This is a genomic window from Mesorhizobium sp. KACC 23794 (genome assembly GCF_052180275.1).
Taxonomy (GTDB): Bacteria; Pseudomonadota; Alphaproteobacteria; order Rhizobiales; family Rhizobiaceae; genus Kumtagia.
The window spans coordinates 6,663,885-6,679,811 of sequence record NZ_CP197465.1 but is presented as its reverse complement, the minus strand read 5'-3'; the positions used below and the strand labels follow the sequence as shown (position 1 = coordinate 6,679,811).

The following is a 15,927-nucleotide window of genomic DNA, read 5'->3' as shown; positions in this document are numbered from 1 at the left end:
GCAAGGGAGATTCCTGATGTCGTTCGAATGTCGCCACGCGGAGCATATCAAGGATGTGACGCCAAGCGCTCTGGGGTGCGAGGACTGCCTCAAGACGGGCTCGCGGTGGGTTCATCTTCGCCTGTGCCGAACCTGCGGTCACGTCGGTTGCTGTGATGACTCGCCCAACCGTCACGCCACGGCGCATTTTCGGGCCACCGGCCATCCGGTGATCGAAGGATATGATCCACCGGAAGGGTGGGGCTGGTGCTACGTCGACGAAGTTTTCATCGACCTTGGTGAGGGCACGACGGCCCAACGTGGGCCGATACCGAATTTTGCGTAGGACAATCAGTGGCGGCGGTGCTCTATATTACGCATCCCGCTCCACTGGCCAAGTCGTTCGCGGCGCGTCGCGACGATGCCCACGCCCCACCTGAATGTCAGCTCTTGAAAGGGACTCATGGACAAAAAGTGCCGGTCCGCTCCCGTGAAGAGTTTCGGGCGCTGGCAGGCGTACGAAAGTCCCCGAGGAAGGAACCCGCGGGCCACAATCACGGATTATGGGGATTTCGTGCTTTGGGCTGATGTCGGGGATGGTGTGATTCCCGCCGGGAGGCACCACGATGGATGCGGACAGGCAGCCTCGTTACGGGCCGCTTCTTGCGCCCACCTGGCGATGATCAGGCGCAACGCCATTCTTGGCTGGCCGTTCTGAGATCGGCCAAGTCACCTCGTTATCGGCCCGCGAAGTATAGCGACAACTGCGGGAATGTGATCGTCAGGAACAGGACCAACAGCATCAATCCGATGAAGGGAATGACGGCACGGCATACCGTGCCGAAACTCTGCTTGAAGATCGCCGCAGCGATGATGACGTTGATAGCCACGGGGGGCATCACGTAGCCGATCTGCAGGTTCACAATGACGATAATGCCGAAATGGACCGGATCGAATCCGTAGGCCGTACCGAGCGGCGCCAGTAGAGGTGCCAGGATCAGGATTGCCGAACTCTCGTCCATCAGGGCTCCGGCAACCAACAGCAGGAGGTTGACGGCTATCAGCAGCATCCAGCCGGAATCGATCCATGTCTGCGCCCACTGAAGAAGCGCTTGCGGAACGCCCTCGTAGTCGAGGATGACGTTGAACGAGTTGGCGAAAGCCAGCAGCGGCATCAGGCTGCCGAGCAATTTGATCGTCTCGATGCCGATTTCGTAAATCTGGCGCGGGCCGAGCTCCCGGTGGATCAGGACCTCGACGACCAAAGCATAGAAAAGCGACAGGGCCGCCGCTTCCGTGACGGTGAAATAACCGGTGTAGATGCCAGTCAGAAGGATGACGGGCATCATGATGGCCGTGACGCCGTGCTTCAGCGCGCTGCCCAGTTCGCGGAAGTCGATCGGGGTCGTCGGTAGGTTCCTATGACGGATGAGCGTGTAGACCGACAGGACGACGACCATCAGGAGACCGGGGCCCCAACCGGCGCGGAACATGTCCGTCACCGAAACTTCGGTGGAGAAGCCGTACAGGATCATGAGAATGCTGGGCGGGATGATGATGCCCAGCGTGCCGCCGGATGCCAGCACGCCGAGCGAATAGTGCACGCCATAGCCGTTCTTGACCAGCGCCGGGTACATCAGTCCGCCTATCGCCATCATCGTGACGATCCCCGATCCCGAGATGGAGGAGAACATCGCCAGCGCCAGGATCGTGCCGACGCCAAGCCCGCCGGGAAGGGGACTGGTCAGCGCGGTCATGACGCGCACCAGACGAGCTGCGATACTCCCGCGCGACATGATGACGCCCGCGAACATGAACATCGGGATCGAAAGCAACACCTCGCGATCGAGCGTGAACCAGAGGTCCTGGATCAGATATTCAGCCGAGCTGTTCGTCGCGACGTAGACGTGAATCAGACCGACAATGACCGCCAGTGTCAGGATCACGTTCTGCCGGAAGAACGTGAGCAGGAAGAAGAGCGGGACGAGCGAGGCGGCGATCACTGGGCGAGTTCCTCTTCCTGCGGACGCAGGGCTGGGCATGCGGCGAAAAGGCCGTAGCGAACGGCCGCGGAGAGAAACATCCAGATGAGCACGAGCTGGAATGGCCAGATGACGACGTTCAGGGAGACGTCCGTTTCGCTGACCAGATAGGTTTGCCAGACATAGTTGGCCGCAAACCACGCGAACACACTGCAGATGGCGAACGATATGACGTCCGCGAGACGATAGATGGCCGGACGCCAGGAGGCCGGCGTAAAGCCGTCGAATATCGTGACCCGGATGTGGGAGTTCGAAGCGACGCAGACGCAAAAGCCGAACAAGGCCGCGAAGGCCGTTGCGTAGACCGCGACGCGCAGCGATCCGAAGAGGCTTGAATGCAGGACTTCGCGCGCGAAGATATCCACCAGCAGCGCCGCTGCGGTGAGCAGGAGTCCCGCCACCGCGATGGCCTGTTCGATACGCGTTAGCTGCTTCAGGAAACCTGCGGCAGCGGACTGAACTCGCGACATTACGGCTCCTCCCGGGCGGCAATGGCCGCTACCATGTCGAACAAGGCTTGAGTGACCCTACCGGAGCGCCGGCGGGTCAATCCATCATTTGCGTGCATATCCGATCAACGTTTCGTCCGGCACGTCTTCGAGATTGATAACGATATTGTCCGGTGTGCGGCAGGTCATCCACACCAGTTCGTCAGTGGTGCTCATGTTGACCTCGACATGCGGCATATGCGGCGGGACGAAGACGAAATCGCCCTCTGTCATATCGACGAATTCCGCGTAGTTCTCCCCGAAATAGATGCGGCCATGACCCTTAAGGACGTAGCCGCCCGTCTCGGCTTCTCCGTGATGATGGGGAAGTGAGCGGAAGCCCGGCTCATTGCTTACCTTGCCGAACCAGATTTTGGTTGCCGGGGTGTGCTGGGGGCTGACGCCCGAAATCCGTACAGCGCCTCCGGATTGTCCGGTGTCGTGGCTTTCCGCGTTCTTCCGCGTCACGACGGGCACTACGCTCGATCCGCTCATGATGTCCTCTGCGTCAATTATTGATGAGCCGCCCGAAGGCGGCTCAAAGGTTGCTGTTTGGGTGCGGGAAAGATCAGCCGCCCGTTTTCGCGAACTCGGCCTTTCCGGCCTGGATCGCATCGTAGAGACGCTGCGCATCCGGCCCCATCCCGGCGAGCAGCTCAGGGACCTTGTCGGCAATGCTGCCGCGCCAGGCTGCGTTCTGCTCTTCGGAAAGCTCATGGAAGGAGCCACCCAATTCTTCATGCTTCTTGCGGGCGGCCGCTATGTCTTCTGCGTAAACCGCGACCAGCTCCTTCGAGGTAGGAAGATCGTCAGCGACGGCCTGACGCTGCTCGTCGGTGAGGCCGTCATAGAGCCGCTTGTTCATGAAATAGACCCAGGCGGCATGGAAATGGTTGGTGTTCACGAAATGCGGCGCGGACTTCTGGGCCGGTGTGGTCACGTAAAAGGGCAGGGGGATGTCCGCCGCGCGCACGAGGTTCTGTTCGAGGCCCGGCCAGAGTTCGCTGAGCGGCAGCTGGACCGGGTTCGCCCCGACTTGCGACCAGAACAGCCGGGCGGCTGGGGTTGGTGAAACGCGAACCTTCACTTCCTTAAGCGAAGTGACGTCGGTGCAGTCGAACTGGCAGAATACGCCGTAATAGCCAGCGTCGCCAATCGCGAGGAGCTGCAAACCCTTCTGGGCGAGTATCTCGGCCAGGATAGGCTTGACGTTCTTCTCCATCACGTAGTCGCGCTGTTCGTTGCTGTCCCACAGGAAGGGGAAGGCAAGGACCGATGCGTCCGGAGCAGTCGCGCCGATACCCTGGCCCGAGGTCACGCCAACTTCAATGCGCCCGCGTACGACCTGCTGCACCATCTCCTGCTCATTGGAGATCGACTGAATCCGGACCGAGAATTTGTCCCCGCCGGCTTTCGTCATACCAGCCGCGACCATCTCGCCCATCTTCATGAGACCGGAGCCCGGAGCTCCGACGGTGCCCAGCTTCCATTCCGATTGAGCATAGGCGGTCGTCATCAGGGCTGCAGACAACGCGCCAGCCAGCAGACTGCCGGTCAAAACCTTCAACATGCATTCCTCCCTTTGAAGCAGATCCATCTCCGACCGCGTTTGCGATGCAGGCGAGGGGAAATCTGTACGAACGTTTGTTAGTATAAAACTTGATGCTTGTCCACGGTCGTCCCTACCTGGTGTTGTATCAGGAACCGGTTTCGTAGCCGGGGCGTGGGATGAGATCGATCGCCATGCGGCTGAAGCCTCCATCGACGGTCAGTTCGGCGCCGTTCACATAGGCCGACAAATCGGATGCGAGGAAGAGAACCGCGCCGGCGATGTCGTCAGGCACACCCGTGCGACGGCTTGCGACCGTCGCCTCGCGTCGCTTCGCGAGTTCGGCATCGCTGTAGAACGCTGCGCTCAATGCCGTGCGGATCATGCCGGGATGGACGACATTGCTGCGGATTCCGTCAGACCCCCACTCCGCTGCGATCGTTGCCGACAGACCGCAGATGCCGGCTTTCGACGCACTGTAGGCGCCGCCGCGCGTCTGGGCGAATTGCGACGCTATCGAGCCGACGTGAACGAAGACACCTCGACTCGATGTGCGCATGGAAGGTCCGAACACGAGCGTACTGAGGAACGCACCAGTCAGGTTGACGGACAGAACGGAGTTCCACTGCGCGAGCGACAGTTCGGCCAATGGCGCCGGACGGAGGAAGCCTGCATTGTTTACGACGATCCCGGTCTCTCCAAGGTCGGCAGCGACAGCTTTCCCAGCCCGGCGAAATGAGCCTTCGTCGGAAACGTCGCAACGGAAGGCCTCACCGGCGCCGCCGGCCTTGCGGATTATGTCGATCGTTTCTCTTGCTGCTGCGAGATCGATATCGAGCGCAGCGACGATCGCGCCCTCCGCCGCCAGGCGCTGGGCGATGCCGCGGCCGATTCCGCTGCCGCTTCCGGTGATGGCTGCGACGCGGCCGACGAGTAGCTTTTCGGCCATAATCAGGCTGCAGTTTTTACGGAAAGGCGCTCAAGTATATGGCGCATTTCGTCTCCGGCGCTGTTGAAGCCTCGCGCCGAGCTGAAATCATTGATCCGTGCCCAGCATTCGGCGATCGCCTCGGGCGTCGCCGACCGGCCGAGGAGTGCGCCCCGGCTGCTCACGATTCGGACGGCCGAGATATAGCCACCGGCCGTCGAAACGATGTTGCCGGACTCGGTGAACTCGTCGCTGCACAAGTGAACTACGGCCGCCGAGACAAGCGCTGGGTCAAAGGCGTTCCTTGTCGCTTCGTCCATCACCGTTTCGGTCATCGGCGTGGCGGCCATCGGGGAGAGTGTGTTGACCGCGATCCCGTATTTCGCACCTTCCTGCTTCAGCGCGTTCATCAGGCCAATCAGGCCAGCCTTTGCCGCGGCGTAGTTGCTTTGACCGAAATTGCCGAAAAGGCCCGAATTCGATGTGGTGAACACGATGCGTCCATGGTTGTGCTCTCGCATGTGAGCCCATGCGGCCATGGTGCAATAGGCTGCACCACCAAGATGCACCGCGACCACGGCGTCGAAATCGGCTGCCGTCAGCTTGGCAAAGCTCCGGTCACGCAAGAAGCCGGCATTGTTGACGAGGATGTCGATGCGGCCGAACTCGGAAACGGCCTGTGCGACCATCGATGCGGCCTGTTCTGGATCTGAAACGGACGAGCCGTTGGCGACGGCCGTGCCGCCTGCCGCGCGGATTTCTGCTACGACAAGGTCGGCGGGACGCTCAGCGGCCCCGTCGCGAGCCGGGGCGAAATCGTTCACCACAACCTTTGCTCCGCGGGAGGCCAGGGCCAGTGCGTGACTGCGGCCAAGACCGGAGCCCGCTCCGGTTACGATGGCTACGCGGTCGTCAAGGCGGATCATCATGTTGTGGTTATCCTTGTGTTGAAGCTAATGCCGTGCCGGTTGAGACTGATGTCGCGCGCTGGCGTTGCTCGGGAGCAGGCATCGAACGGGCGATTTCGCGCATGTCGTTCTTCAGGAGCTTGCCGTTCGCGCTGCGGGGCAACCGTTCGGTGGTTAGCGTTAACGTCTCGGGTACCTTGTAGTCGGCGAGGAGCGTGGCGCAGAACGCGCGCAGCATGTCGTCTGAAATGGCGCCATGCGCGACGGATACGAAGGCGTGCACCCGCTCGCCCAGAACCGGGCAGGGACGGCCGACGACGGCGGATTCGACCACGCCTTCGAACCGCGAAAGAACGCTCTCGACCTCGGCGCTGTAGATTTTGTAGCCGCCGCGATTGACGACATCCTTGATGCGGTCGTGGATACGCAGATACCCGTCGTCATCCATCGAACCGATATCGCCCGAGCGCCAGTACCCGTTGACGAAGCCCTCTGCGGTCGCGTCCGGATTGCGCCAATAGCCCGGCGATACCATCGGCCCTGCGATCCACACCTCGCCGGCCTCTCCACGCGGCGCCTCGCGGCCGTCTTCGTCCATGATGAGAAGATCGACGCAATGCAGCGCGCGGCCGACGCTTGAGGCGCGAGACAGGCCTTCGCCCGGGCGCAGCATCGCGGCAGGAGAGCAGGTTTCCGACGCCCCGTAGCCATTGACGAGCTTCAGGTGCGGCAGCTTTTCCGCAAGATCGAGGATCACGCCCTCCGGCATCGGAGCGCCACCATAATTGCCGACGCGCCAGGCGGAGAGATCGGCCGTGTCGAAGCTCTGGTCCAGCAGGCATAGGCTGTACATTGCCGGGACCATGACCGTCTGCGTCATGCGCTCACGGGCGGCCATTTCGATAAAGAGCCCGGCACGGAACGTCTCGAGCAGGAGGATCGTGGCGCCGGCATGGATTGCACCAATGACGCCCATGAGGAGGCCGGTGACATGTGTGATTGGGGTGACCACGCCGATGCGGTCGGCCGACGTGATGCCGATGTTGCGGTGAAAATGCTGGCAGGAATGTTCGATGTTCAAATGGGTGAGCATCGCGCCTTTGGGACGCCCCGTGGTCCCTGAGGTGAACACGATCAGCGCAACGTCATCCTCGCTTCCGGGAACATGACGATCGTTCTCCGACCCTTCACGCACTTCCGGAAAGAGGGAGGTGGATGCGGGTATCACCAATGTTCTGCACGCGGATGGAAGGGAAGCGCTTTCCGGTACTTCGTTGGTCAGCCGGTCGTCGTGAACGATCAGGGCAGCGTCGCAATTCGTCGCGATATAGGCGATTTCGGCCGCCTTGAGGCGTGTATCGACGGGTACGACGATCGCGCCGATGCGGAAGGCGGCGTAAAGCACGACGATATATTCGGGACGGTTGCCGCACAGGAGGAGAATACGCTCGCCCGGCAGGATGCCGAGGCTGTGCAAGCCCGAAGCCACCCGGGCGACCTCTCCAAGCAACTGGTCGTAGGAAAGCCGACGGTGACCGAATATGACGGCATCCGCGCCACCGTTTGCGGCTGCGGAGCGCACAAGCGCCGCGTAGCTGTCGCCAAGCCGATCGACAAAGCAGCGAACGATGCGTTCCCCATGCCGTTCGAACCGGATGGCTGTTTCGCGCGACATGGATGGGATACTCCTCAAGGCAGACTGCCAACCTGCCGCGGTTGACCGAGCGTCTTTCACGTTCTAACTAACAAACGTTTGTATCAAAGGTCAAGACGGTCGACCCGATCAAGGGAGCATATACATGGTTGGCAGCGGTTCCAGCGTCAGTCCGAGCAGCCCGCGTGACGTGGAGTTCAATCTGTTCGAGGTGCTCGACACCCAGTCTCTGGTGAGACGCGAGCGCTTCGCGGAGCTTGACCAAGACCTCTTCGCAGCGGTGCTCGACACGGCGCACACGATCGCCGATGCGAAGTTCCACAGCCACTACAAGCTCGCCGACGAGAACGAGCCATCCTTCGATGGAGAACGGGTGAAGACGCTCCCAGAGACGAAGGCAGCAATCGATGCTTTCATCGAGGCGGGATTCTTGAAGGCCGGAGCCTCCTCGGAAGAGGGGGGGCTGCAACTTCCCTTCAGCGTTGTGCAGGCATGTTTTGCCTGTTTCCAGGCCGCCAACGTCGCCACGACGTCCTACTGCTTCCTCACCGCCGCAGCGGCCAACGTCATCCGCCTTTTCGGGTCGCAAGTGCAGCAGCGGCGTTTCATGGACCCCATGCTCGATGGCCGGTTCCTTGGCACGATGTGCCTGAGCGAGCCGCAGGCAGGTTCGGCGCTTTCAGATATTCGCACGGCTGCGCGCCAGCGTCCCGACGGCAGCTACTCGATCCGCGGAACGAAGATGTGGATATCCGCCGGCGACCACGAAATGTCGGAGAACATCGTCCACCTGGTGCTTGCCCGGATCGATGGGGCGCCGGCCGGGGTGAAAGGGATCTCGATGTTCATCGTTCCCAAGCGCAGGGTCGATGACGCCGGTGCCGTTGGAAATCGCAATGGCGTCCGGCTGATGGGCCTCAACCACAAGATGGGCTGGCGGGGTGTCACCAACACCGTGCTGAGCTTCGGCGACGAGGATGACTGCGTCGGCTATCTGGTTGGCGAAGCCAATCGCGGTCTCGAATACATGTTCGTCATGATGAACGAAGCGCGCATTTCGGTCGGGCTCGGCGCGACGATGAGCGGCTATGCCGGATATCGCTACAGCCTCGATTATGCGCGCAATCGTCCTCAAGGCCGCCTCCCGGACGCCAAAGACCCGCTGTCGAAGCCCGTCATGATCGTCGAGCACGCGGACGTGCGCCGTATGCTCCTCGCGCAGAAATCCTATGTCGAGGGGGCGCTCTCGCTTTGCCTCTATGCGGCGCGGCTGGTGGATGACCAGCAGACCCATCCCGACGATCAGGCACGCGGCGATGCTGAACTCTTGCTCGAACTGCTGACGCCTGTGGTCAAGGCGTGGCCGAGCGAGTTCTGCCTGGAAGCCAACAAGCACGCCATGCAGGTGCTCGGCGGATATGGCTATACGCGGGACTATCCAGTCGAGCAGTTCTACCGCGATAACCGCCTGAACGCGATTCACGAGGGCACCAACGGCATTCAGGCCCTGGACCTTCTCGGCCGCAAGGTGCGCTTTCGCAACGGCGCCGCCCTCGCGGTCTTCGAGAAGACGGTCAAGGCCGATATCGCGAAAGGCGCTGAGGACAGCGCAACCGCTGAATATGCCCGGGCGCTGGAAACGCATCTTCTCGCCGTCGTGGATGCAACGCGCAAGGCGCGGGCGCAGGCCGACATCGACATTGCCGGCTATCTGGCGAATGCCTCCGCTTATTGCGACCTGTTCGGCCATCTTACCGTCGGCTGGATGTGGCTGCGGCAGGCAATAGTCGCGTCAGCGCGCCTCGCGGAAGGCAACCTGTCATCCGACGACGAGAACTTCTACCAGGGCAAGCTGGCCGCGTGTCGCTATTTCTATGCCCATGAGATGGGCCGGATCGACAATTGGCTTGCGATCTTCTCGCGTATGGACAGGACCACGCTGGATACCCGGCAGGCTTGGCTCTGAGACGAACCGGCCCCGCATTCACGCGGGGCCGCTGCTTTCAACGCAGCACGACGAGGCCGCGATCGAGTACGATGCGGTCACCGACCCTTGCGCGGAACGCACCACCCTTGGCATCGCGCCACATCTCGGTTGAGATCGTCTCGCCCGGGATGACGGGCGCGGTAAACCGCGCCTCGACATGGGCGACACGGTCCGGCTGATGCTCGCAAAGCCCCTTCACGATCGCACGAACCGCAATCGCATAGGTGCATAGCCCGTGCAGGATCGGGCGTTCGAAGCCGACCGAACGGGCGAAGTCGGGATCGCTGTGCAGCGGATTGCGGTCGCCCAGCAGTCTGTAGATCAAGGCTTGACCTGGCAGACTTTCATAGATGACCACAATGTCCGCTGGACGCTCCGGAACCTGCAAAAGCGCAGGCGGGTTGCCTGCCGGCCCCCCAAAGCCGCCGTCGCCGCGGGCAACGACCGTGGAATGCAACGTGGCGAGGGGCTGGCCATCCTCGAGGTCGGTGAGATCCGTCCGGACATAGAGGACGGCGCCGCGCCCTTCGCCCTTGTCGAAGGCGTCGACGATCCGCATCGTGCTCGACAGGCGGCCCGCAGGCTGTAGCGGCTTGTGCAGAGTGATCCGCTGCTCGCCATGGACGACGCGGCTGACATCGATGCCCGTCGTCGGCAGCCACGTATCGTCCCACGCAATGACCGTGGCCATGCCGGGAAGCGCCTTGAGGCCCTTTTCGGTCACGAAAGGAAGCTCGGACCCATCGAGGGGATCGCGTCCCATGCCGGCGCCGAGCCCGTAGAGCATCGTCCGCGTCTCGTCATAGGAGAAGGTCCGGACCGGAAACTCCATCGAGACGAGACGGTCGGCATTGAGGGTTGGGGCACGGTTGGTCATGGACGCTCGTAGGTATGGAGGGTTGCGAAGAGCCGGGGCGGAAGGCCGCGGATAAAATGGCGAATGTCGTGACGGATCTCGGCGCGACCACGGTCGGACTCGAAATAGCCGTTCATCATCGCGTCGCGGCTGGGGAAATGAAGAGAGGAAAACCCGCCAAAATCCGGACCGTTCATCATCCGCTTCAGGACGAGGAACTGGCTGTAGGTCTCTGCGCCGACATGGATGCGGACTGCGAGGTCTGCATGGATTTCCCGCCAACTCCGAAGAAGTGCGGTTCGCGGAAGATCCTCGTGGAAGAAGAGCGGATGCATCATGTGAATGCCGGCCTGGCAGCCGTGGGGTATCGGCCTTGATCCGCCCTTTACCCTTGTCTCCTCGACCTCGAAGGCGTGGGCAAGGTCGAATCCGCCCGCGGCCTGCACGCGACGGACTGACCTCAGGAGGCTCGGCTCGTCCCTGAAGTCGCTGCGCAACACGATGTCGTAGGGCGGCGAGAAGTCGTCGCCGTCGCGGTACAAGCCTAGCTCGCGCGGCTCGTTCTGCCCGACAAGGATCGAAAGCGAACCCGGAGCATCGTCGTCAGCCAGGATAGCGCCCGCCAGCGCCCCGACATCCAAGCCACGCGCCGCGAGGCGCTCTTCGCTTGAACCGTCTCGCCGGAACAGCACGATGAAGCTCATGTCCATCCTCCGACATTGACCGTTAGCGCTCAACCCGCTAGGTAAAAAACAAACGTACGTTTGTAAAGGACTAGCCCTCTTGAGCCAGCTTTTCGTACCGCTCTCCTTGCGCGAAGTGACGGTGCCCAATCGCATCGTCATGTCCCCGATGTGCATGTATTCGTGCGAAGACGGCATTCCCGGCGACTGGCATAAGGTCCATCTCGCAAGCCGCGCTGCCGGCGGCGTCGGCATGGTCATGCTGGAGGCGACGGCCATCACGCCTGTGGGCCGCATCACGCCCGGCGATCTCGGCCTGTGGTCGGACGCTCATATGAACGCCCTCAAGCCCATCGTGGAACTTATCGAGCGGGAGGGCAGCGTCCCGGCCATCCAGATCGCACATGCCGGCCGGAAAGGCGGCCGGACGATCCCCTGGCAAGGCAATTCGCCCATCGCGGAGATCGAGTGGGGGAAGCTTCCCGCACCGAGCGCCATCCCGTTCCAGGACGACTGGAATACGCCTGAGGCGATGAGCGAGGAAGCAATTCTCAACCTGGCCGAGGATTTCGCGGCTGCGACCAGGCGTGCCGTAAAGGCAGGCTTCAAGGCTGTCGAAGCGCACTTCGCGCATGGCTATCTCGTCCACCAGTTCTTCTCGCCGCTCGCCAACCATCGAACGGATGCGTTCGGGGGATCGCTTGAGCGGCGGGCGGCGGTTCCACTCATGATCGTGCGCGCCATGCGGGCTGCTCTGCCCGATGACCTCCCGCTGATCGTGCGCCTGTCGATCATCGACTGGGCCGAGGGCGGCATCACGCTCGAGGACACCATCAGCCTCATCTCATGGATGAAGCAGGAAGGCGTCGATCTCGTCGATTGCTCGAGCAGCGCCGTGGTGCCGGGCGAAGTCATTCCCGTCGAACCAGGATATCACGCGCCGATGACGCGCACGATCCGCGAGCGCACCGGCATGATGACCGGCGTGGTCGGGCTCATCACCGATCCGCACATGGCGGAGGGCTTCATCGCCGACGGCACCGCCGATCTCGTATTCCTAGCGCGCGCGTTGCTGCGCGATGCCTACTGGCCGCGCATGGCTGCCTCCGTGCTTAATGCCGAAAATGCGATGCCGCTGCCGATCCAGTACCGCCGCGCCGTATCGCGCATGGGCGGACGCACGCAGTGGTGAGCCGGGAGGACAGGCCGTGACACAGACGACGATCGTAAGGCGGAGTTCGTTTCTTAAGCGCAATCCGGCCCTGATGCCCGCGGCGTTCAGCGCGCATTACGAGACGTCCCACGGGCCTCTGGCCGCAAGTTTGCCGGGCTTTCGCAAGCACACCTTGCGCTATGTGCAGAACCACGTCGAGCACACCGATGGCGTCGAACCCCTGTTCGACGGGATCACGATGACGACGCAGGTGCCACGCGAAGATTATTCGCGCGGGTTCTTCAGCGAGCCCGACTACGAAAAGGTCAAGGGCGACGAGTTCTACCTGTTCGACATGAGCCGGACCGTGTCCGTGCTAGCCGATGTTCTCCACGGGCCGGTGGCGCCGCGAGCGGGCAGCAAGGCCGTGTTTCTGGCGGGCAGCGGCTGGCAGGCGCCTGACTGTTTCGCGCTGGATGGGGCGCTCGACTATTCGCTCGCTCGCATCGATCCGGCGAGTGCGTCGGCGCTCGGCTTCCACGGGGCTGCCTTCAACCATCCCTACATAATCGAGGCCTGGTTCGAGACGCCGGCGATCCGCAACGAGGCGGTGGCTCGCGCAGACCGGTTTGGAGCGGGCGCTGCGGCCATGCCCGTGCGCGAGGTGCTCATATTCGGGCCGGAGAAGCCCTGGGCGCCGGAAGCCGACGGGTGACGATCGAACCCAAGATCATCTACCTTGCCGACCGTAAGGCCGGACTGAGCGACGAGGCGTTCGTGGATCGTTGGTCGGCGCATGGAAAGCTCGCCATGAGCCTGCCGATCTGGCGCAACATGAAACGCTATGCGCAATGCGATCCCGTAGCGATCAACGGGCTGCCGAAGATCTGCGACGGCATTGGGCTCGTTTGGTATCGCAGCCTGGATGCGATGGTGTCGATCACGGCTGAGCCGGCGCTTCGCCAGCCCCTTCTCGAAGATGAACTGCGGACCTTCTCCTGCCATGTGCGCGAGGTCGCCATGCTGACGGAGGAAGAGGTCCTGGTCCCCGGGCCAAGAGGCGGATGGAAGCTCTACGTCTTCGATCCCGGCTGGCAGCCGCCGGTCGATCTCGCGGTCCGCGAAGGCGTGCGTGCCGCCGCCGTGAGCCGGCTTCTGTCGAACGACTACACCTCGTCGAGCCGCTTGTCCTATCGCAGCGTGCTGGAATGCTGGTTTGCCGATCGCAGGAGCCTCGAAGCGGTTGCCGATGCCTGGTTGCCGACAATTCGCGAAGGTGGACGGGTAGCTGCGGGCGCGTTCGAGCGCCCGCTTTTTGGTTATGAGGGCCTTGCCTGATCAGGCAGGCTTGAAGACCGGCACGGTGAGCCCGTCTTCCCTGCTCTCGAACGCGACGACGACATCATCGCCGACGGAAAGCGCGTCCATGTCGCAGTCGACAATGCTGGTGAACATCGTCACGCCTTCGCCCAGCGTCACATAGGCGATGGCGAAAGGTGGTGCGGCGCGGCGCATGACGGTCCAGGAATAAATCTTCCCCTTGCCGGAGGCCTCGACCCACTCAGTGTCGAGAGACCGGCAATGGGGGCATTGGGCGCGCGGATAGACATGGGCCTTGCCGCAGGAGCGGCACGACTTGATCATGAGCTTTCCTGCACGGGCAGCTTCCCAATAGGTCCGGGTTTCTGCATTGATTGCCGGGTGGTTCATGGCTTCGCCCATGGTCAGAGCCTTTCCAGAATGACGGTCGATGCGGCGTGGCGTGTGCCGAGCCAGCCACCGGTCGCGTTGGCGAGCGCTATGTCGCAATTGGCGACCTGAACCGCGGGATGCGCCTCGCCGCGCAACTGGCGGACAGCCTCGATGACCTTGGTCATGCCGCCGCGGTTGGCCGGGTGATTGTTGCAAAGCCCGCCGCCATCGGTGTTGACCGGAAGTTTGCCGACGCCGGAGATCAGGTTCCCATCGGCCACGAAGGCGCCGCCCTTGCCCTTTTCACAAAAACCCAGATCCTCGATCTGCTCGAGCACCGTGATGGTGAAGCTGTCGTAGAGCGAGGCGTATTTGATGTCCGTCGGCTTGACGCCGGCCTGCTCGTAAGCGGCGGCGGCCGAGAAACGCGTCGCCGAATAGGTCAGATCGATCTGGCCGCCGTTCTGGTGCTTGACGCCGTCCCCGACGCCACGAATGCGGATCATCGGGCGAGAAAGGGACCTTGCGACTTCCGGCGATACAACGACGATCGCGCCGCCGCCGTCGCTCACGACGCAGCAGTCGAGCCGGTGGAGCGGATCGGCGATCATCGGCGACGCCAGAACCTCATCGACCGTGACGACGTTTTTCAACATTGCATTTGCATTGTGCTGGGCATGATGGGACGCAGCCACCTTGATCCAGGCAAGCTGTTCGCTGGTTGTGCCATACTCGTAAATGTGACGTGTGGCGCACATGGCATAGGTGTTGATGACCGCGCGGCCATAGGGGTGTTCGAACGGCACATCCGGAAGCGACCAGTCCGGTGCGGGATCGGCGGCGGCGCCGCCGGTGCGCGGGCGGCCGGCAAGCGTGATCAGGGCGACGCTGCAGCGTCCGGACGCGATCGCATCGACGGCCTGCCCGATATGCGTGACATAGGCGGAGCCGCCTGTGTCCGTGGCCCCGATCACCTTCAGCTTCAACCCGAGATAGTCGACCAGCGAAAGCGGATAGAGATTGGTGTTGTCGCCGGCGACGAAATAGCCGTCGACATCATCGAGCGTCAGGCCGGCATCGGCAAGCGCGCCGGCGGCCACCTCGGCATGAAGCTGCGCCAACGACTTGTCGGGTGCCTTGCGCGTGGGATGCTCGAACACCCCGGCGATATAAGCGCGATCGGAAAAACTCATGCAGGATCCCATCAGGTGATACTAACGAACGCTTGTTCGTATGTCACGGAAAGGATTGCGTCAACTGCGGCCCTTCGGCGGTCGCTTCAATTCGTCGCTGGTCGCGGCGCCACCATGGCGTGGATAAGTTCGGCATAGTGCTCTGCGATATCGTCGGCGCTGCGACGACCGGACGGGTCAAACCAGTTGGGAACGGCATTGAGCATTCCGAGGATCGCGAAGGCCAGCATGTGCACATCCTGAACGTGGAACAGGCCTTCCGCCTGGCCCTGCCGCAGGATCTCGATCAGATGCTTTTGATAGCTGTCGCGCAGCGTAACCATCCGGGCGCGATTTTCGGGCGAGAGGTTGCGCAACTCCATGTTGCCGATGAAGACCTCTTCCTTCCGGGACGTGTGGAAGTCAACGTGGTTGCGGATGAAGGCGTCAAGCTTGTCCTGCGTTCCGCTGACAGGCCGTACCTTATCTTCATAGCTTTTGACGAGATCACTCATGATCCCGTAGAGGATCTCGAACAGAAGCTCCTGCTTGTTCTCGATATGGTTGTAGAGCGAGCCGGCCTGTATCCCGATCCGATCCGCGAGCTTGCGAAGCGTCACCGCGTGATACCCGAACTCCGAGAACATCGAGATCGCGGTGTCGTGTATGGCCTTCTGCGTGGAGTCGCCGCGCGGCGCTGCTCGACCCGGTCCCGAATCCTGTCCGGTTTTGGATGCTGCCGGCAAGTCAACCATATCGTTTTCCAGAAATCCCCGCCCGCCGATGGCATGAAGAGCCAGCCCTTGCTATCGCATCGTTCGGCGTACTTTAACAAA

17 protein-coding genes are annotated in these 15,927 nt (G+C 62.2%); 5 read left to right on the top strand and 12 right to left on the bottom strand.

Translation table 11 applies throughout. The features are described from left to right. The first annotated feature begins 16 nt into the window (after nt 1-16). A complete protein-coding gene (locus ACSBOB_RS32345; RefSeq protein WP_442580102.1) occupies nt 17-325 on the top strand; it encodes a UBP-type zinc finger domain-containing protein in 309 nt (102 codons plus the stop codon). A gap of 391 nt (nt 326-716) precedes the next feature. On the opposite strand, the gene ACSBOB_RS32340 is transcribed toward ACSBOB_RS32345, so the two are convergent. The 7 genes from ACSBOB_RS32340 to ACSBOB_RS32310 all read right to left on the bottom strand — a co-directional run bounded on the left by ACSBOB_RS32340 (nt 717) and on the right by ACSBOB_RS32310 (nt 7,569). Beyond that, nucleotides 717-1,982: a TRAP transporter large permease gene (locus ACSBOB_RS32340; RefSeq protein ID WP_442580101.1), complete on the bottom strand. Its 1,266-nt coding sequence runs from the start codon at nt 1,980-1,982 to the stop codon at nt 717-719. Continuing rightward, nucleotides 1,979-2,491, bottom strand: a complete 513-nt coding sequence (locus ACSBOB_RS32335; RefSeq protein ID WP_442580100.1) for a TRAP transporter small permease — start codon at nt 2,489-2,491, stop codon at nt 1,979-1,981. The genes ACSBOB_RS32340 and ACSBOB_RS32335 overlap by 4 nt, the downstream gene beginning before the upstream one ends. Nucleotides 2,492-2,575: 84 nt before the next feature. After that, nucleotides 2,576-3,004, bottom strand: coding sequence for a cupin domain-containing protein (locus ACSBOB_RS32330; RefSeq protein WP_442580099.1), 429 nt, complete (start codon nt 3,002-3,004; stop codon nt 2,576-2,578). A gap of 73 nt (nt 3,005-3,077) precedes the next feature. Next, nucleotides 3,078-4,079: a TRAP transporter substrate-binding protein gene (locus ACSBOB_RS32325; protein ID WP_442580098.1), complete on the bottom strand. Its 1,002-nt coding sequence runs from the start codon at nt 4,077-4,079 to the stop codon at nt 3,078-3,080. A 127-nt stretch (nt 4,080-4,206) separates the two neighbouring features. Next, the gene (locus ACSBOB_RS32320) at nt 4,207-5,007 is read right to left on the bottom strand and encodes an SDR family NAD(P)-dependent oxidoreductase (RefSeq protein WP_442580097.1); all 801 of its coding nucleotides are present in this window, start codon (nt 5,005-5,007) and stop codon (nt 4,207-4,209) included. Nucleotides 5,008-5,009: 2 nt separating this feature from the next. Then, nucleotides 5,010-5,915: an SDR family NAD(P)-dependent oxidoreductase gene (locus ACSBOB_RS32315; RefSeq protein WP_442580096.1), complete on the bottom strand. Its 906-nt coding sequence runs from the start codon at nt 5,913-5,915 to the stop codon at nt 5,010-5,012. A 7-nt stretch (nt 5,916-5,922) separates the two neighbouring features. Further along, a complete protein-coding gene (locus ACSBOB_RS32310; protein WP_442580095.1) occupies nt 5,923-7,569 on the bottom strand; it encodes a class I adenylate-forming enzyme family protein in 1,647 nt (548 codons plus the stop codon). Nucleotides 7,570-7,693: 124 nt separating this feature from the next. Between ACSBOB_RS32310 and ACSBOB_RS32305 the strand changes: the two genes are divergently transcribed. Further along, nucleotides 7,694-9,514, top strand: a complete 1,821-nt coding sequence (locus ACSBOB_RS32305) for an acyl-CoA dehydrogenase (protein WP_442580094.1) — start codon at nt 7,694-7,696, stop codon at nt 9,512-9,514. 37 nt (nt 9,515-9,551) lie between these two features. On the opposite strand, the gene ACSBOB_RS32300 is transcribed toward ACSBOB_RS32305, so the two are convergent. Together ACSBOB_RS32300 and ACSBOB_RS32295 are read right to left on the bottom strand one after the other, a co-directional pair. After that, nucleotides 9,552-10,412, bottom strand: coding sequence for a MaoC/PaaZ C-terminal domain-containing protein (locus ACSBOB_RS32300; protein WP_442580093.1), 861 nt, complete (start codon nt 10,410-10,412; stop codon nt 9,552-9,554). Next, a complete protein-coding gene (locus ACSBOB_RS32295; RefSeq protein WP_442580092.1) occupies nt 10,409-11,095 on the bottom strand; it encodes a hypothetical protein in 687 nt (228 codons plus the stop codon). The genes ACSBOB_RS32300 and ACSBOB_RS32295 overlap by 4 nt, the downstream gene beginning before the upstream one ends. A 79-nt stretch (nt 11,096-11,174) precedes the next feature. On the opposite strand from ACSBOB_RS32295, the gene ACSBOB_RS32290 reads away from it, so the two are divergent. From ACSBOB_RS32290 to ACSBOB_RS32280, 3 genes are all read left to right on the top strand, one after another. Then, nucleotides 11,175-12,266, top strand: coding sequence for an NADH:flavin oxidoreductase/NADH oxidase (locus ACSBOB_RS32290; RefSeq protein WP_442580091.1), 1,092 nt, complete (start codon nt 11,175-11,177; stop codon nt 12,264-12,266). Between the two features lie 16 nt (nt 12,267-12,282). Then, a complete protein-coding gene (locus ACSBOB_RS32285) occupies nt 12,283-12,942 on the top strand; it encodes an EthD domain-containing protein (RefSeq protein ID WP_442580090.1) in 660 nt (219 codons plus the stop codon). 95 nt (nt 12,943-13,037) lie between these two features. Next, entirely contained in the window at nt 13,038-13,565 is a 528-nt protein-coding gene (locus ACSBOB_RS32280) for a hypothetical protein (protein WP_442580089.1), read from the top strand. Here ACSBOB_RS32280 and ACSBOB_RS32275 read toward each other — a convergent pair whose 3' ends face one another. The 3 genes from ACSBOB_RS32275 to ACSBOB_RS32265 all read right to left on the bottom strand — a co-directional run bounded on the left by ACSBOB_RS32275 (nt 13,566) and on the right by ACSBOB_RS32265 (nt 15,846). After that, complete coding sequence (locus tag ACSBOB_RS32275; RefSeq protein ID WP_442580088.1) at nt 13,566-13,949, bottom strand: Zn-ribbon domain-containing OB-fold protein; 384 nt, start codon at nt 13,947-13,949, stop codon at nt 13,566-13,568. It abuts the gene before it with no gap. Between the two features lie 2 nt (nt 13,950-13,951). Beyond that, nucleotides 13,952-15,112, bottom strand: coding sequence for a thiolase domain-containing protein (locus tag ACSBOB_RS32270; RefSeq protein ID WP_442580087.1), 1,161 nt, complete (start codon nt 15,110-15,112; stop codon nt 13,952-13,954). A gap of 86 nt (nt 15,113-15,198) precedes the next feature. Further along, nucleotides 15,199-15,846 (bottom strand): TetR/AcrR family transcriptional regulator, encoded by a 648-nt coding sequence (locus ACSBOB_RS32265; protein ID WP_442580086.1) that lies wholly within the window; start codon nt 15,844-15,846, stop codon nt 15,199-15,201. Nucleotides 15,847-15,927 lie beyond the last annotated feature (81 nt).

Bases quoted from the DNA above. Each gene is read 5' to 3' on its own strand.
- ACSBOB_RS32345 (WP_442580102.1), top strand. From the start codon at position 17: ATGTCGTTCGAATGTCGCCACGCGGAGCATATCAAGGATGTGACGCCA.
- ACSBOB_RS32335 (WP_442580100.1), bottom strand. From the start codon at position 2,491: ATGTCGCGAGTTCAGTCCGCTGCCGCAGGTTTCCTGAAGCAGCTAACG.
- ACSBOB_RS32330 (WP_442580099.1), bottom strand. From the start codon at position 3,004: ATGAGCGGATCGAGCGTAGTGCCCGTCGTGACGCGGAAGAACGCGGAA.
- ACSBOB_RS32325 (WP_442580098.1), bottom strand. From the start codon at position 4,079: ATGTTGAAGGTTTTGACCGGCAGTCTGCTGGCTGGCGCGTTGTCTGCA.
- ACSBOB_RS32320 (WP_442580097.1), bottom strand. From the start codon at position 5,007: ATGGCCGAAAAGCTACTCGTCGGCCGCGTCGCAGCCATCACCGGAAGC.
- ACSBOB_RS32315 (WP_442580096.1), bottom strand. From the start codon at position 5,915: ATGATGATCCGCCTTGACGACCGCGTAGCCATCGTAACCGGAGCGGGC.
- ACSBOB_RS32310 (WP_442580095.1), bottom strand. From the start codon at position 7,569: ATGTCGCGCGAAACAGCCATCCGGTTCGAACGGCATGGGGAACGCATC.
- ACSBOB_RS32305 (WP_442580094.1), top strand. From the start codon at position 7,694: ATGGTTGGCAGCGGTTCCAGCGTCAGTCCGAGCAGCCCGCGTGACGTG.
- ACSBOB_RS32300 (WP_442580093.1), bottom strand. From the start codon at position 10,412: ATGACCAACCGTGCCCCAACCCTCAATGCCGACCGTCTCGTCTCGATG.
- ACSBOB_RS32295 (WP_442580092.1), bottom strand. From the start codon at position 11,095: ATGAGCTTCATCGTGCTGTTCCGGCGAGACGGTTCAAGCGAAGAGCGC.
- ACSBOB_RS32280 (WP_442580089.1), top strand. From the start codon at position 13,038: ATGAGCCTGCCGATCTGGCGCAACATGAAACGCTATGCGCAATGCGAT.
- ACSBOB_RS32275 (WP_442580088.1), bottom strand. From the start codon at position 13,949: ATGGGCGAAGCCATGAACCACCCGGCAATCAATGCAGAAACCCGGACC.
- ACSBOB_RS32270 (WP_442580087.1), bottom strand. From the start codon at position 15,112: ATGAGTTTTTCCGATCGCGCTTATATCGCCGGGGTGTTCGAGCATCCC.
- ACSBOB_RS32265 (WP_442580086.1), bottom strand. From the start codon at position 15,846: ATGGTTGACTTGCCGGCAGCATCCAAAACCGGACAGGATTCGGGACCG.